This window comes from Pseudomonas sp. PSPC2-3 (assembly GCF_049898265.1).
GTDB classification, from domain to species: Bacteria; Pseudomonadota; Gammaproteobacteria; order Pseudomonadales; family Pseudomonadaceae; genus Aquipseudomonas; species Aquipseudomonas veronii.
The window spans coordinates 572387-588700 of sequence record NZ_JAFCXJ010000001.1; the positions used below are offsets into that span (position 1 = coordinate 572387).

The 16314-nt window shown below is 61.8% G+C and carries 11 protein-coding genes; 5 read left to right on the forward strand and 6 right to left on the reverse strand.

Annotated elements, in window-relative coordinates; genetic code table 11:
- The first annotated feature begins 258 nt into the window (after nucleotides 1-258).
- Nucleotides 259-1551 carry an autotransporter outer membrane beta-barrel domain-containing protein gene (locus ACP7E3_RS02660; protein ID WP_026140406.1) on the forward strand — a complete coding sequence of 431 codons (1293 nt, stop codon included), beginning with the start codon at nucleotides 259-261 and terminating at the stop codon, nucleotides 1549-1551.
- A 91-nt stretch (nucleotides 1552-1642) separates the two neighbouring features.
- Here the strand turns inward: ACP7E3_RS02660 and oadA are convergent, their stop codons facing one another.
- Nucleotides 1643-3451: a sodium-extruding oxaloacetate decarboxylase subunit alpha gene (oadA, locus tag ACP7E3_RS02665; protein WP_046381604.1), complete on the reverse strand. Its 1809-nt coding sequence runs from the start codon at nucleotides 3449-3451 to the stop codon at nucleotides 1643-1645.
- An 11-nt stretch (nucleotides 3452-3462) separates the two neighbouring features.
- On the reverse strand, nucleotides 3463-4878 hold the full coding sequence (locus tag ACP7E3_RS02670; protein ID WP_003213442.1) for an acetyl-CoA carboxylase biotin carboxylase subunit: 1416 nt from the start codon (nucleotides 4876-4878) through the stop codon (nucleotides 3463-3465).
- A 196-nt stretch (nucleotides 4879-5074) separates the two neighbouring features.
- Here ACP7E3_RS02670 and ACP7E3_RS02675 point away from each other — a divergent pair, with 196 nt between their 5' ends.
- Nucleotides 5075-6049, forward strand: a complete 975-nt coding sequence (locus ACP7E3_RS02675; RefSeq protein WP_017850031.1) for a LysR family transcriptional regulator — start codon at nucleotides 5075-5077, stop codon at nucleotides 6047-6049.
- Here the strand turns inward: ACP7E3_RS02675 and ACP7E3_RS02680 are convergent.
- The 3 genes from ACP7E3_RS02680 to ACP7E3_RS02690 all read right to left on the reverse strand — a co-directional run bounded on the left by ACP7E3_RS02680 (nucleotide 5979) and on the right by ACP7E3_RS02690 (nucleotide 10299).
- Nucleotides 5979-6176 carry a PA3496 family putative envelope integrity protein gene (locus ACP7E3_RS02680; RefSeq protein WP_079444958.1) on the reverse strand — a complete coding sequence of 66 codons (198 nt, stop codon included), beginning with the start codon at nucleotides 6174-6176 and terminating at the stop codon, nucleotides 5979-5981. The two genes, ACP7E3_RS02675 and ACP7E3_RS02680, sit on opposite strands and share 71 nt — an antisense overlap.
- Nucleotides 6177-6396: 220 nt before the next feature.
- Nucleotides 6397-7263, reverse strand: a complete 867-nt coding sequence (gene hexR / locus ACP7E3_RS02685; RefSeq protein ID WP_017850032.1) for a transcriptional regulator HexR — start codon at nucleotides 7261-7263, stop codon at nucleotides 6397-6399.
- A gap of 162 nt (nucleotides 7264-7425) precedes the next feature.
- Complete coding sequence (locus ACP7E3_RS02690) at nucleotides 7426-10299, reverse strand: EAL domain-containing protein (RefSeq protein ID WP_017850033.1); 2874 nt, start codon at nucleotides 10297-10299, stop codon at nucleotides 7426-7428.
- A 279-nt stretch (nucleotides 10300-10578) separates the two neighbouring features.
- On the opposite strand from ACP7E3_RS02690, the gene uvrD reads away from it, so the two are divergent.
- The 3 genes from uvrD (at nucleotide 10579) to ACP7E3_RS02705 (ending at nucleotide 14491) form a co-directional block, all read left to right on the forward strand.
- On the forward strand, nucleotides 10579-12762 hold the full coding sequence (gene uvrD, locus ACP7E3_RS02695; RefSeq protein ID WP_057005204.1) for a DNA helicase II: 2184 nt from the start codon (nucleotides 10579-10581) through the stop codon (nucleotides 12760-12762).
- A gap of 315 nt (nucleotides 12763-13077) precedes the next feature.
- Nucleotides 13078-13947 (forward strand): Tim44 domain-containing protein, encoded by an 870-nt coding sequence (locus ACP7E3_RS02700; protein ID WP_017850035.1) that lies wholly within the window; start codon nucleotides 13078-13080, stop codon nucleotides 13945-13947.
- 136 nt (nucleotides 13948-14083) lie between these two features.
- Nucleotides 14084-14491: an SMI1/KNR4 family protein gene (locus ACP7E3_RS02705; RefSeq protein ID WP_046381602.1), complete on the forward strand. Its 408-nt coding sequence runs from the start codon at nucleotides 14084-14086 to the stop codon at nucleotides 14489-14491.
- A gap of 35 nt (nucleotides 14492-14526) precedes the next feature.
- Here ACP7E3_RS02705 and ACP7E3_RS02710 read toward each other — a convergent pair whose 3' ends face one another.
- Nucleotides 14527-16290, reverse strand: a complete 1764-nt coding sequence (locus ACP7E3_RS02710; RefSeq protein ID WP_426122206.1) for a cation:proton antiporter — start codon at nucleotides 16288-16290, stop codon at nucleotides 14527-14529.
- Nucleotides 16291-16314: the final 24 nt, after the last annotated feature.

Sequence of the window (16314 nt, forward strand, 5' to 3'; positions counted from 1 at the left end):
ACTGCAATATAGTGCATTTCCTGCTCAGCAGATGACCAGATTTACGCATTAAAATGCATTTGTATCGCCAGAATTAATCTAAAAATGCATTTTAATGCAAATGAGATGGCCATTTATCCTGTCGCGGACAAAGCCCGATGCGTTTTTAATCGCACCGCACTACAGACAACTCCCGCAAACCAGGGGTCGATAGCCTGACAGTTATCGCCCCGCCATCTCGCTAAATTTCCGGCCTCATTCATCAGAGGTTGGGATCACATGCCCTTTACACCCCCACGATTTGCACTTGTCATGGCGCTTGCGATCAGCGCCGCCAGCCTTCAACATGCCCAGGCGCGGGGCGATATCGAATACCGGCCGTACCATTTCCAACCCTATGAGGCGCTTGATAATGAGTGGGCCGACGCAGCGTCTGAAAAAGCCGAACCCATCGACGGTTACCTCACTCAGCGCGCCACCACGCACAATGGCCTGCAGCTCGCCAAGGCCCTGGAACCTGCGCTGGTTCAGTTGCTGGAGTCCGGCGAACTGACCTCCGAACAGATCAAAGCCCTGGAAAAATTCGCCGACGCGCTGGACAAGCAGCCCGGCGGCATCGGCGCGGCCCTTGAGCAATTGGCCGCCAGCCAGAACGCCAACCTCGCCGCCGCGACCCAGAACACCACGCAGCAACTGAGCAGCCAACTGTTGTCGATCCTGCGCACCCTGCCCGCCGACGACGCTGGCCACTTCTGGGTGCAAAGCCTGGGCAACGACGGCACGCTCGACAAAAAAGGCGGCAGCGCCGGTCTGAAACATGGTACCCAAGGCCTGTTGCTGGGGGCCGATTGGGCGCTGGACCACGCCTGGCGTGTCGGCGTGATGGGCGCCAAATCCAGCAGCCACCTCGACGCCGCGCGTTTTTCCGCCGACCTCGACAGCTGGCACCTGGGCAGCTATGCCGTGCGGCAGGACGGCCCGTTGGCCCTGCGCCTGGGAGCGATCTACAGCAGCCATGACGGGCAGAACAAGCGCAGCGTCAAGTTGCTCGATTACACCGAGCAGCTCAGGGCCAATTACAACGCCAACAGCCAAACCGTCTTCTCCGAAATGGGCTACCAATTGGGCACTGCGGATTTGAGCGTGGAACCCTTCGCCGGCCTCGGTTACCAGCGCTATCACCGCGACGGCTTCAAGGAGCGGGGTGGCCTGACCGCGCTGAACGTCGGCTCGCAAAACCAACAGAACCTGAGCAGCACCTTCGGTCTTCGCCTGGCGTCGCTGTATCGGTTCGATAACCAGATGAGCCTGGCCCCCCACCTCAGCGCCAGTTGGAAACACCTGTACGGCGACGTCGACAGCCGGGTCAGCCAATCCTTTCGCGCTGCGCCGGGGCTGATTGACAGCTTCACTGTCCAGGGCACGTCGCTGGACCGCGACAGCCTGAACGTCCGAGCCGGCCTGGACCTCGCGCTCTCGCCGCAACACACCGTGGGCCTGACCTACGCCAGCGAAACAGGCAACCATAGCCGCAACCAGGGCCTGATGGGCCAATGGCAAATGCGGTTCTGAGCCCACGCTGCGCGCGCCGGCCAAATTACGGGCGAAAAAAAAGGGGAGCACCTGCTCCCCCGAGGATTAAACGGTAGTGTCGAAGGCTGGATCAGCCTTCGATTTCAATCAGGATTTCGCCAGGGTTCACCCGGTCGCCCTTGGCTACATGAACGGCGGTCACCTTGCCGGCAATCGCGGCCTGCACTTCGGTTTCCATCTTCATCGCTTCGGTGATCAGCACCGCCTGGCCGGCCTTGACGACGTCGCCTGGCTTGACCAGCACGTCGACGATATTGCCCGGCATCGTGGTGCTCACATGGCCTGGCTCGGTGGCTTGCTTGCGCTTGCTGCCGCCACCGCCGACGAACTCGTTGAGCGGTTCGAACACCACTTCTTCGGGCATGCCGTCGATGGACAGGTAGAAGTGACGCTTGCCTTCAGCTTTCACGCCAACACCGGTGATGTCGACGCGGTAGCTTTCGCCGTGGACGTCGATGACGAACTCGGTCGGTACGCCTTCGCCACCCGCACGGGCCACGCCGCCGGCTTCCGGGATCGGCAGCAACACTTCCGGAGTCAGGGTGCCGGCGTCGCGTTCTTCGAGGAACTTGCGGCCAATGTCCGGGAACATGGCGTAGGTCAGCACGTCTTCTTCAGATTTGGCCAACGCACCGATTTCGCCGCGCAGCTTGTTCATTTCCGGCTTGAGCAGGTCGGCCGGGCGCACGTCGATCACGTCTTCGCTGCCGATGGCCTGGCGACGCAGTTGCCCGTTCACCGTGCCCGGCGCTTTGCCGTAGCCGCCTTGCAGGTAGAGCTTCACTTCGTTGGTGATGGTCTTGTAGCGCTCGCCGGCCAGCACGTTGAAGAACGCCTGGGTGCCGACGATCTGCGAGGTCGGGGTGACCAGCGGCGGGAAGCCCAAGTCTTCACGCACCCGCGGAATTTCAGCCAGCACTTCGCCCATGCGGTTGAGTGCGCCCTGCTCTTTGAGCTGGTTGGCCAGGTTGGAAATCATCCCGCCCGGCACTTGGTTGACTTGCACGCGCGTGTCGACCGCGGTGAATTCGCTTTCGAACTGGTGATACTTCTTACGCACCGCGTAGAAGTACAGGCCGATTTCCTGCAGCAGTTCCAGGTCGAGGCCGGTGTCGAATTCGCTGCCTTTAAGGGCGGCGACCATCGACTCGGTGCCCGGGTGGCTGGTGCCCCAGGCGAAGCTGGAGATCGCGGTATCGATGTGCTCGGCACCGTTTTCGATGGCCTTGAGTTGGCACATCGCAGCCAAACCCGCCGTGTCATGCGAGTGGATGAACACCGGCAGGCTCTGCTCGGCTTTCAGTGCCTTGACCAGCTCGCCGGTGGCGTATGGCGTGAGCAGGCCGGCCATGTCCTTGATCGCCACCGAGTCGCAGCCCATGGACTCCATTTGCTTGGCCTGGGCCACAAACGCGTCGATGGTGTGTACCGGGCTGGTGGTGTAGGCGATGGTGCCCTGGGCGTGTTTGCCGGCGGCCTTGACCGCTTCGATGGCCACGCGCAGGTTACGCACGTCGTTCATCGCGTCGAAGATGCGGAACACGTCGATACCGTTGACGGCGGCCTTGGCGACGAAGGCTTTGACCACGTCGTCGCTGTAGTGGCGATAGCCCAACAGGTTCTGGCCGCGCAGCAGCATTTGCAGGCGGGTGTTAGGCAACGCAGCGCGCAATTTGCGCAGACGCTCCCACGGGTCTTCTTTCAAAAAGCGCACGCAGGCGTCGAAGGTCGCGCCGCCCCAGACTTCCAGGGACCAGTAGCCGACTTTGTCGAGCTTGTCGCAGATCGGCAGCATGTCGTCGGTACGCATGCGGGTGGCCAGCAACGATTGGTGAGCGTCGCGCAGGATGGTGTCGGTGACAAAGATCTTCTTGCTCATTGTTATATTCCTCACAGGCCTGCGTGGGCGGCGATGGCGGCGGCGATGGCCAGGGCCAGCTCTTCGGGTTTGCGCTTGATCGAGTAGTTGGTCAGCTCAGGGTGGCTTTCCACAAAACTGGTGTTGAACTGGCCGCTGCGGAATTCCGGGTTGCGCAGGATTTCCTGGTAGTAGGCGGCGGTGGTCTTCACGCCTTGCAGGCGCATGTCATCCAGGGCACGCAGGCCGCGGTCCATGGCTTCTTCCCAGGTCAACGCCCACACCACCAGTTTCAGGCACATGGAATCGTAGAACGGCGGGATGGTGTAGCCGGTGTAGATCGCCGTGTCGGTACGCACGCCGGGGCCGCCGGGCGCGTAATAGCGGGTGATCTTGCCGAAGCTGGGCAGGAAGTTGTTCTTCGGGTCTTCGGCGTTGATCCGGAACTGCAACGCAAAACCACGGTGCTGGATGTCTTCCTGCTTCACCGAGAGCGGCAGGCCCGAGGCGATGCGGATCTGCTCGCGAACGATGTCGATCCCGGTGATTTCTTCGGTGATCGTGTGTTCCACCTGCACCCGGGTGTTCATCTCCATGAAGTACACCTCGCCCTCGGCGAGCAGGAACTCCACGGTGCCGGCGTTTTCGTAACCCACGGCCTTGGCTGCGCGCACCGACAGGTCGCCGATGTAGGCGCGCTGTTCAGGGGTCAGTTGCGGGCTCGGGGCGATTTCGATGAGCTTCTGGTTACGGCGCTGGATCGAGCAATCGCGCTCGAACAGATGCACCACGTTGCCAAAGCTGTCACCGAGGATCTGCGCTTCGATGTGCTTGGGGTTGACGATGCATTTTTCCAGGAACACTTCCGCCGAACCGAAGGCCTTGGTGGCTTCGGAGATCACGCGGGGGAAGGCTTGTTCGAGTTCTTCACGGCTGTTGCAACGACGAATGCCGCGACCGCCGCCACCGGAGGTGGCCTTGAGCATCACCGGGTAACCGATGCGGTCGCCTTCGGTGAGGGCTTCGGCGATGTCGGCGACGTTGCCTTCGGTGCCGGGGGTGACCGGTACGCCGGCCTTGATCATGCTGCGGCGCGCTTCGGTCTTGTCGCCCATGCGGCGGATCACTTCCGCGGATGGGCCGATGAATTTAATCCCACGTTCGGCGCAAATGTCCGCCAGTTCCGCGTTTTCCGAGAGAAAACCGTAACCGGGATGCAACGCATCGCAACCGGTTTCCACGGCCAGGTTCACCAGCTTGCGCGGGTTCAGGTAACCGGCCAGGGGTTCGGCGCCGATGCTGTGGGCCTCGTCGGCACGTTTGACGTGCAACGCGTGGCGGTCGGCGTCGGAATAGACCGCGACCGAGCGAATGCCCATCTCGGCGCAGGCACGCACGATTCGCACGGCAATTTCACCACGGTTGGCGATCAGGATCTTTTTTATCACTTGGAAATTCCCTTGAGCCGATTGCTGCGTTCTTCGACCCGCTAGACTCGGGTCGGCGCGTGACTAAATGTTTCAAGCCAGTCGCGAGGCACACACTAAGCCTGCTGAGGGATTAACAAAAATCAATAATTATTGGGTCATGCATAAGTAAAGACTTATAGTTGTCGGACCGGACGCCGCCAAGAGGCTTTAAAAAATGCGTAAGTCATTGATGAGGCTGACATTACGTCAACTGCAGATCTTCAATGAGGTGTGTGATTTGCGCTCCTACAGCCGGGCGGCCGAGGAAATGTCCCTCACCCAGCCGGCCGTCAGCCTGCAAATTCGTCAGCTGGAAGAGCTGATCGGCCAGCCGCTGTTCGACTACGTAGGTAAGAAACTTTACATGACCGAGGCGGCCGAAGCGCTGCAACGGGCCAGTCGCGATATTTTCGGGCGCCTGGAAAACCTCGATATGCAGCTGTCGGACATGCAGGGCTCGCTGCAAGGCCAACTGAAACTGGCGGTGGAGTCCAGCGCCAAGTACTTCGTGCCGCACCTGTTTGCCGCGTTCAAGCGCCAGCATCCGGAGGTGCAATTGCATCTGACGGTGGTCAACCGCGCCCAGGTGATCCGCCGGCTGTCGGACAACCGTGATGACTTGGTGATCATGTCCATGGTGCCCCAGGACATGGGCCTCGAATTCCTGCCATTCCTCAACAACCCGATTGTCGCCGTGGCGCTGCCCGACCACCCCTTGAGCCAGCAAGGAGCGCTGCGCCTGCGCGACCTGGAGCCTTACACGCTGTTACTGCGCGAACCGGGTTCCGGCACGCGGCTGGCTTGCGAGGAGTACTTCAAGGAAAAACGCGTTCACTTCAGCCAGACGGTGGAAGTCGCCTCGGCCGAGGCGCAGCGTGAATGCGTGTTGGCCGGGTTGGGCGTGGCCTTGTTGACACGCCACGCCCTGAACCTGGAACTGGCCACCGGCGGGCTCAAGGAGCTGCCGGTGGAAGAACTGCCGCTGTACCGCAGTTGGTGCCTGGTGCAGGCCAAGGCCAAGCGCCTGTCACCGGTGGCCCATGCGTTCCTGGGCTTTATCCGCAGCGAGCGGGTGCAGATCAGCGCGCTGGCTGAGCGCTTCGCTGGGCAGCCGCGGGTGCCTGCCAGTGCAGTTCCGGGTAGTCCGTGATGCTTTGCAGCAATTGGCGTTGATCACAGCGGTCTTCGATTGCGCGACGGAACGCCATGCGGCGCTGGTCTTCCTGCTGACGACGGGTCTTGACGGAGCTGTTGCTATCTTCGTAGGGCCGGGCCATTTGGAGTCTCCCAATGCGAGTGCGGGGAGTTCAGGATGGGCGCGAGGGATGACGGTTTGGCGGCGCGGGGATGACAGGACGATGAATCTTCTGGACAGATGAGACATGCACATGTGGGAGGGGCTTGCTCCCGATGGCAGAGTGTCAGTCGATGCATCTGCGACTGAACCACCGCTATCGGGAGCAAGCCCCCTCCCACATTTGGATCGCTGTATCGCGCTCAGTCGTCGAGGGCTTTGACGGACTTGGGCGACAGACGAAGGCTGCGCAGGCTGCGCTTGACGCTCTTGAGGTGGTTGACCAGGCTCGGCCCGCGCGCCATGGCCACGCCCATCGCCAGCACGTCGATCACCACCAGGTGGGCGATGCGCGAGGTCAACGGGGTGTAGATTTCGGTGTCTTCGTGGACATCGATCGCCAGGTTGACCGTGGACAGTTCCGCCAACGGCGTCTGGCTCGGGCACAGGGTGATCAGCGTGGCGCCGCTTTCACGTACCAGGTTGGCGGTGATCAGCAAGTCCTTGGAGCGGCCGGACTGGGAAATACAGATGGCCACGTCGGTCGGCTTCAACGTCACGGCCGACATCGCCTGCATGTGCGGGTCGCTGTAGGCCGCCGCCGTAAGCAGCAGTCGGAAGAATTTGTGCTGGGCATCGGCCGCCACCGCACCCGACGCGCCAAACCCGTAGAACTCGACACGCTGGGCCTGGGACATCGCCGTCACGGCCTTTTGCAGCGCCACCGGGTCGAGCTTCTCGCGCACTTCCATCAGGGTGTGCAGCGTGGTGTCGAAGATCTTGAGGCTGTAGTCGGCGACGGAATCGTCTTCGTGAATCGCAAACTGCCCGAAGCTCGCGCCGGCGGCCAGGCTTTGGGCCAGCTTGAGTTTCAGGTCCTGGAAGCCGGAACAACCGATGGCACGGCAGAAGCGCACGATGGTCGGCTCACTGATGCCCACGCTGTGGGCCAGGTCGGCCATGGAACTGTGCATTACGGCCGCAGGGTCAAGCAGCACGTGGTCGGCAACCTTGAGTTCCGATTTGCGTAACAGGTGGCGCGACTGGGCGATATGTTGCAACAGGTTCAAAGGACAGGACTCTTGTTATTGGCAGACGCCAGGGATGTAGCAAGCTTGTAGTTATACTACAAGAATTGCCGTTTTGCCCGTCCGATGCATCACTAAATCGCCCTGCTGCCCTTTGAATCTAAGGGCAGCCAAGTTGTAGCCACAAAGGCTGAAGGCACGTCTCTAGGAAAAATCCGCATTCTTCCGTAACAAATCTGCCAGCCCTTCGGCCTTCATCGGCCGGCTGATCAAGTAGCCCTGCACCTCATCGCAACGCTCCCGACGCAGGAAATCCAGCTGCTGCTGATCTTCCACGCCTTCGGCCACCACCTTGAGCGCCAAACCGTGGGCCATGGCGATGATCGCACGGGTAATGGCCGCGTCTTCCCGCCCCTGGCCGAGGCCGCGGATGAAGGTCTGGTCGATCTTCACGTAGTCCACGGGAATGCGCTTGAGGTAACTGAGGGACGAATAGCCGGTGCCAAAATCGTCGATGGCCAACTTCACCCCCAGATCGCGCAGTTGCTGGAAGGTGGCGATGATGTGCTCGACACTGTCGAGCAGCTGGCTTTCGGTCAGCTCCAGCTCCAGGTATTGCGGGTCCAGGCCGGTTTCTTCCAGCACCTGGCGCACCAGGCTGACCAGCTTGCCTTGACGCAGTTGATGCACCGACAGGTTCACCGACACACGTATCGGCGCCAGCCCCTGACGCTGCCACTCACAAGCCTGCCAGCAGGCCTGGCGCAGGACGAATTCGCCCAACGGCACGATCAGGCCGGTTTCTTCGGCCAGGCCGATGAAGTCGCTTGGCGGCACCGTGCCCCACTGCGGATGCTCCCAACGAATCAACGCCTCGGCGGCGTTCAGTTTGCCGCTGGCCAGGCACAATTTCGGTTGGTAGAACACCGACAGCTGGCGCTCGTCGATGGCCTTGCGCAGCTGGTTTTCCAGCTGCAAACGCTCCAGGGTGCTGGCTTGCAGGCTGTCGGTGTAGAACTGGAAATTATTCCCGCCCAGGTGTTTGGCGTGTTGCATGGCCATGTTCGCCTGGCTGACCAACGCCGAAATTTCCCGCGCATTATCCGGAAGCAGGCTGACGCCCATCGAGGCGCTGACCACCAATTCATGCCCTTCCACCGTCACCGGCACGCGCAACTTGGCCAGCAGGCGCGTGGCCACCCGCGCCAGGCTTGAGAGGTTGCCGTAGGCATCGAAAAGCACGGCGAACTCATCCCCGGACAAACGCGCGATGGTGTCGGCCTCGGGCAGGGCATTGATCAAACGTCGCGCCATTTTTTGCAGCAATTGGTCGGCGACGTCATGGCCCAGGCTGTCGTTGAGCAACTTGAAACGGTCCAGGTTGATATGCAGCAACGCCAGGCTGCGCCCGCCCTGGCGCACCCGCTGATGCGCTTCGCGCAGCCGCTCGCGAAACAGCGAGCGGTTGGCCAGGCCGGTCAATTCGTCATAGTGCGTGAGGTAGCGCATGCGCTCCTCGGATTCACGCCGCGCCGAGAGATCGGCGAAGAAGCCTACGATATGACTGACGTTTCCTCGAATATCGCGCACCACGTTCAGTTGCAGCCACTGCGGGTACAGCTCGCCGTTCTTGCGCGTTTCCACCAGCTCGCCCTGCCAGGTACCGTGACTGAGCAGCGCCTGGCGGATCAGCGGAAAGTGCCGCCGGGCGTCGCGGCTGCACGGCAACTCCACCACATTGCGCCCGAGCATGTCGTCGATATCAAAGCCGGTGACGCGACTGAAGGCCTGGTTGACGGCGAGCAGCGCGTAGTCCGGGTCCAGGATCACAATACCTTCGCTGGCCGCTTCGAATACGGTCGAGGCCAGGCGTTGCTGTTCCTCCAGCGCCTTGCTTGCGCTGATGTCGCGGCGCGTGCCGAGCATGCGCGTCACGCGACCGCTGGGCGCACGCTCCACGGCGCGGCCGCGGTCTTCGATCCACACCCAGTGGCCATCGCCATGGCGCACCCGGTATTCCACCAGGTAGTCCTCGCTGCGGCCCTTGAGATGCTCCACCAGGGCACGCTTGAGCAGCGGCAAGTCGTCGGGGTGCAGGCGCGGCTTGAGATGGCTGAGCATCGCCGTGACGAACTCGGGCTCCAGGCCGAACAGTTCCTTGAGCTGGGTGTGGTGGACTTCGTCGGTTTGCAGGTTCCAGTCCCACAGGCCCAGTTCGCTGGCTTGCAGAGCCATCGCCAGGCGCGCTTCGCTTTTATTCAGGGCCAGGCTGGCGGCGTCCAGTTCCTGGCTGCGTTGCGCCACGCGGTCCTGCAGGCCGATTTGCGCTTCGCGCAGTTCCTGCTCGACCTGGCGGCGTTGCTCGACTTCGCGCACCAGCTCCTGATTCAACTGTTCACTGCGCTGCTGTGCCTGTTGCAGATGCTCGATCAGCGCCTGGTTCTGAAAGCGCCGCAACAGCCCGTGCTGGATCAGGCGGTTGACCTGCCACGCCACCACACTCAAGGACGCCAGCAGGATCAGGCCGAGCACACCCCAACCCTGTTGCTGCGCGGCGCCGTTCCAGAAGAGATAGACAATGGCCGGCACCAGGCACGGCAGCGCGAATGACAGGAACGCCGGCAGGCTCACCGCATAGGCAACGCTGGCGGACAACGTCGCCGCGCCGATCAGGCCGAACACCCAGGCTTGCTGCGTAAAGCTGTCTGCCGGCACCAGGGCGATGGCGGCGATGGCCAGGGTCAGGCCGCTGACCGCCGAGCCAAGCATGAACATGCGCCGCCAGATCGGTTGCGCCTGGCGGCTGGGCATCGCCGAGTCGAAGGCGGCCACCTGGATCACGCGCAGCGCGACCAGCGCCAGCAGCCAGACCAGCCAGATGCTGTCGAGCAGGTAATGTTTGGGGTTCCAGATCAACCAGGCACAGACCAGGCCGTTGACCAGCATCAATAAGGTCGGCAGCAGCGAACCCTGGTAGAGCAGGCGCGTGCGTTCGACCGCCATCTCGGTAGCGTAGTGTTTTCGGATAACCTGCGCGGGCGCCGCCATGGGGCTAAACAGGTCGGTGCTGAGGGTCATAGGCAGTGTTCTTATAATGGTGAGCCCGAAACGTCGACGGAGCATACACAAGCAAGCGCTCGGGCCAAACTGCTGCGCGTCATAAAAACCAGCGAGGCGTACCGCGCAAACCTCGGGGCCAGACGGCTTGAGCGAGACGCGGCGCGGCCTGTGGCCCATGACCAACCAGTCATCAGCCCCGCCGGAACGCGTGCCCGCCCCGGCACGCGCCGCAGGTTTTCCGTCGGCCATCCGCCAATGGGATTTGCCCCACTCCCCCGCGGGCCATAGAATGCGCCGATGCGCGATGATCTCTCCCTTTTGCTGAATTCCCTCAACGATGCCCAACGCCAGGCCGTAGCGGCCCCCGTTGGCCGTCAGTTGGTCCTGGCCGGTGCTGGCTCCGGTAAAACCCGAGTGCTGGTACACCGTATCGCCTGGTTGATCCAGGTCGAGAACGCGTCCCCGCATTCGATCCTGTCGGTGACCTTCACCAACAAGGCCGCTGCCGAGATGCGCCACCGCATCGAGCAGTTGATGGGCATCAGCCCGGCCGGCATGTGGGTGGGCACCTTCCACGGCCTGGCGCACCGCCTGCTGCGGGCGCATTGGCAGGAAGCGGGCCTGGCCCAGACCTTCCAGATCCTCGACAGCGATGACCAGCAACGCCTGGTCAAGCGCGTGATCCGCGAGCTGGGCCTCGACGAACAGCGTTGGCCGGCGCGCCAGGCCCAATGGTTCATCAATGGCCAGAAAGACGAAGGCCTACGCCCGCAACATATCCAGGCCAGCGGCGATTTGTTCCTGGCCACCATGCGCAGCATTTATGAAGCCTACGAAGCGGCCTGTGTGCGCGCCGGCGTGATCGACTTCTCCGAGCTGCTGCTGCGCGCCCTCGACCTGTGGCGCGATAACCCCGGCCTGCTGGCCCATTACCAGAAACGCTTCCGGCACATCCTGGTCGATGAGTTCCAGGACACCAACGCCGTGCAGTACGCCTGGTTGCGCCTGCTGGCCAAGGGCGGCGACAGCCTGATGGTGGTGGGCGACGACGACCAGTCGATCTACGGCTGGCGCGGCGCGAAAATCGAGAACATCTACCAGTATTCCGAAGACTTCCCGGACGCGGTCACCATCCGCCTGGAGCAGAACTACCGCTCCACCGCCGGGATCCTCAAGGCCGCCAACGCCTTGATCGCCAATAACACCGGGCGCCTGGGCAAAGAGCTGTGGACCGACGGCGGCGAAGGCGAAGCGATCAACCTGTACGCGGCGTTCAACGAGCACGACGAAGCGCGCTACGTGGTGGAAACCATCGAAAGCGCATTGAAAACCGGCCTGGCGCGCAGCGACATCGCGATTCTGTACCGTTCCAACGCCCAATCGCGGGTGCTGGAAGAAGCCTTGCTGCGCGAGCGAATCCCGTACCGTATTTACGGCGGCCAGCGCTTCTTCGAGCGCGCCGAAATCAAGAACGCCATGGCCTACCTGCGTTTGCTGGAAGGTCGCGGCAACGATGCGGCGCTGGAGCGGGTGATCAATATCCCGGCCCGCGGCATCGGCGAAAAAACCGTTGAAGCAATTCGCGACCATGCGCGCCACGCCGATGTGTCGATGTGGGAAGCCATGCGCTTGCTGATCGCCAATAAAGGCCTGACCGGCCGTGCTGCCGGGGCGTTGGGTGTGTTTGTCGAGCTGATCGAGAACCTGACGGCCAAGTGCGCGGACATGCCCCTGCATTTGATGACCCAGACCGTGATCGAGCAGTCCGGGCTGATTGCCTATCACGAAGCGGAAAAAGGCGAGAAAGGCCAGGCCCGGGTGGAAAACCTTGAGGAACTGGTCAGCGCCGCCCGCGCGTTTGAAAACACCGAGGCCGATGAAGAACTGACCCCGCTCGCCGCGTTCCTCGGCCATGCGTCGCTGGAAGCCGGTGATACCCAGGCCGATGAGCATGAAGACAGCATCCAGCTGATGACCTTGCACAGCGCCAAGGGCCTGGAGTTCCCGTATGTATTCCTGGTGGGCATGGAAGAAGGCCTGTTCCCCCACAAGATGAGCCTGGAAGAGCCCGGCCGCCTTGAGGAAGAACGCCGCCTGGCCTATGTGGGCATTACCCGGGCGATGCAGAACCTGGTGATGACCTACGCCGAGACCCGTCGCTTGTATGGCAGCGAGACCTACAACAAGGTGTCGCGCTTCGTGCGGGAAGTGCCGAAGGGGCTGATCCAGGAAGTGCGCCTGTCCAACAGCGTCAGTCGCCCGTTCGGCGGCGGACAGCAGCAGAACTCCAGCAGCCTGTTTGCCGGTTCCGAGATCCCGGAAACCCCGTTCAGCCTTGGCCAGCAGGTCAAGCATGCGATCTTCGGCGAAGGGGTGATCCTCAACTTCGAAGGCGCCGGCGCCCAGGCACGGGTGCAGGTGAACTTCGCCGAGGGCAGCAAGTGGCTGATGATGGGTTACGCGAAGCTCGAAGCGGTCTGACACGCTGACCCCTTCCCCCTGTAGGAGCGAGCTTGCTCGCGAAAAACCCTCAGACAACGCGTCTCATCCAGGATGCCCGCGTTATCGTTGGCGATCTTCGCGAGCAAGCTCGCTCCTACAGACAGAAGGACGGTTCAGCATGAAGGTTTCGCGTCCACCCTTGTTTTTGATGCGCGCGGGCCAATATCTGTAACTAGTCCTACAGACCCTTCGGATTCTGTCTTACGCAAAAGCCCGAAACATTATGTCGCTAGCCACTGTCACGACACCTGTGCAACATGGCGCGCGTGCAATCCACAAATGGGAATTCCCTTTATGAAACGTTTTCTTAGCATCGCCATGGCGCTGTGCATTGGCCTGACGATGAGCCTCGATGCCAACGCCAAACGCTTCGGTGGCGGCAAAAGCATAGGCTCGGCACCAACTCACCAGACCAGCCAAATGGCTCCGTCCGCCGGCGTCGGCGGTGCTGCCGCCACTGCCGGCGCGGCCGGTGCCGCTGGCGCAGCCGCCAAGGCCGGCGGTGCTTCGCGCTGGTTGGGCCCTCTGGCCGGTATCGCCGCCGGTGGCCTGCTCGCATCCATGTTCATGGGCGGCGGCTTCCAGGGCATGCAGATCTTCGACATCCTGATCATGGCGGTCATCGCCTTCCTGATCTTCCGCTTCATCGCCGCCCGTCGTCGCAAGCAGCAGGAGCACATGGCTCCAGCCGGCGCGCCGATGCAGCGTGAAGTGTTCGAGCAGAAGCCAGCCATGGGTTCGATCTTCGGTGGTTCGGCCGCACCTGCTGCTGCCCGCCCGGTGATCAATGCGCCGGCCTGGTTCAACGAAGAACGTTTCGTCGAAGCGGCCCGCAGCCACTTCCAGTCCCTGCAGCAGCACTGGGACGCCAACGAAATGGATAAAATCTCCGAGTTCGTGACCCCGCAACTGCTCGAGTTCCTCAAGCGCGAACGCGCCGACCTGGGCGACGGCTTCCAGTCGACCTACATCGACGACCTGCGCGTGCAGCTCGAAGGTGTGGACGATCGCGCCGACAAGACCATCGCCACCCTGACGTTCAGCGGTGTGTCGAAGACCTCGCGTTTCGACCAGGGCGAAGTGTTCAGCGAAAGCTGGAACATGGAACGCGCCCAAGGCGACAACCAGCCTTGGCTGGTCGCCGGTATCCGCCAGAACGGCTGATAGCCACACGCTTGAACAAGCCGTAAGCAAAACCCCGGACATGTTCCGGGGTTTTCTATTTCACGGTTGCACTTATAGCGAGCTACTGTATAAAACGCCCCTGTAAACCGCGCCATCTAGCAAGAGGATCCCGGCCGTGGAAGAAGTCATCGAACAATTGCGTGAAGCCAACGAACCGGTTCCGGTTCCTCTGGAACTGCCTGATGAAGACCAACTGGTGGAAATCGAGGAACAGCTGTTCATCGACATCCCGTTTGTCTTCCGCGAATTCCTGCTAACTGTCAGCGACGTGGTGTACGGCAGCCTGGAACCGGTGACCGTCACCGACCCGCAGTCCCACACCTACCTGCCGGATGTGGCGGCCAACGCCTGGGATGCCGGTGTTGACCGCAGCATGATCCCGATCTGCCAGGACGGCGACGACTACTACTGCGTCGAAGAAGACGGCACCGTGGTGCTGTGGTGCGCCGAAGAAGAACTCGTCACCGAAGAAACCTGGGAGTCGGTGTGGCACTGGGCACGGGACGTCTGGCTGGAAAGCTGACACCTGCGGCTCGCGCGCGGGGCGGCCCAGCCTCCTCAGTGTTCCGGCGTATCCTTGTGGTTATCCAGAGTCTCCAGCAAAGCGACCTGCATCCGCGTATGCACGCGGATGAACCACCGCCAGAGCACGGCCGCCACCGCCGCCGCGACCACGACGATCAGCACCAGCAACTTGTTGGTCGGCAGAATACTCGCCGACAACGCCGCCAATAGCAGGAAGATCACCAGCAGCGACAAAATCGGGATCACCTCGGCGATCACCCGACGCACGCGCTGGGTATGCCGCCCGGCCATTTCCGGCTTGACGCTCATCTCCGCCAGCAGCATCGACAGCGCCTTGAGCTTGCGGTACGCCGCAATCAGGAACGGCAGCGACAACAGCAACGCCGCGCCCCAGATCAACGCCTTCTGCCAGCTTGGATCACTGATCCAGCCCTCCAGATACCCGCCGATACGCAGCGCGAAATAACTGCCGGTAAAGAAGATCGCCACCACCAGCGCCAGGTTCACCCCCACTTGCAGCACGATTTTGCGGATCATCGACGCCAGCAGCGCCCCCTCGCCGTGGGGCTGAATGCTGCGCAGCCATTCGCCATAGAGGCCAAATACCCGGCTCATGCGCTTGGGCATCACGGCGGCAATCTTCAGCGACAATGGGTCGGCGCCGCGAATCAGGTATGGGGTGAGCAATGTGGTGATCGCCGACACCGCGACCGCCACCGGGTAGAGGAAGTCACTGGTCACCTGCAAGGTCATGCCGAGCGCCGCGATGATGAAGGAAAACTCACCAATTTGTGACAGCCCCATCCCAACGCGCAACGACGTGCGGCCGTCATTGCCGGCGATAAATGCGCCCATGCCGCAGGACAACATCTTGCCCAGCACCACGGCCACGCTGATCACGGCAATCGGCCAGGCATATTGCAGCAGGATCTGCGGGTCGATCATCAAGCCAATGGCGACAAAGAAGATTGCGCTGAACATGTCGCGAACCGGCTCGATCAGGCGCTCGATCTTAATCAACTGGCGGGATTCGGCCATGATCGCGCCGATCAGGAACGCCCCCAGCACCATGCTGTATTCCAGCTTGACCACCAGCAGGCAAAAACCGAAACACAGGCCCAGCACGGTGATCAGCAGCATTTCATTGCTGTCGAACCTGGCCACGTAGGCCAGCAAGCGCGGCACCAGCAAAATCCCGATGACCAGCGCGACGATCATGAACAGCGAGAGCTTACCGACCGTGGAAAACACCTCACCGGAGCTGACCGTGCCACTGACGGCGATGCTCGACAGCAAGGCGATGATGCCGATGCCGAGGATGTCCTCGACGATCAGCACGCCGAAAATCAGTTGGGCGAAGCGCTGGTCTTTCATCTTCAGGTCGTTGAGCGCCTTGACGATGATGGTGGTCGAGGAAATCGCCAGGATCGCGCCGAGGAACAGCGAGTCCATGGTGTTCCAGCCGAACCAGCGGCCGATCTCGTAGCCGATCCAGATCATCAGCACGATTTCCAGGAAGGCCGCGATAAACGCCGTGGCTCCCACCTTGAACAGCTTGCGCAGGCTGAACTCCAGGCCCAGGCAGAACATCAGGAAGATCACCCCCAGTTCGGCGAGGGTCTTGATGGTGTCTTCATCGTGGATCAGGCCGAACGGCGGCGTGTGGGGGCCAATGATGAACCCGGCGACGATGTAACCGAGCACCACCGGCTGCTTGAGGCGATGAAACAGGATAGTCACGACCCCAGCCACCAACATGATCACGGCCAGATCCTGGATAAAGCTGATGGCGTGCATGGCGAGGGGCTCCTTGAGGGTACT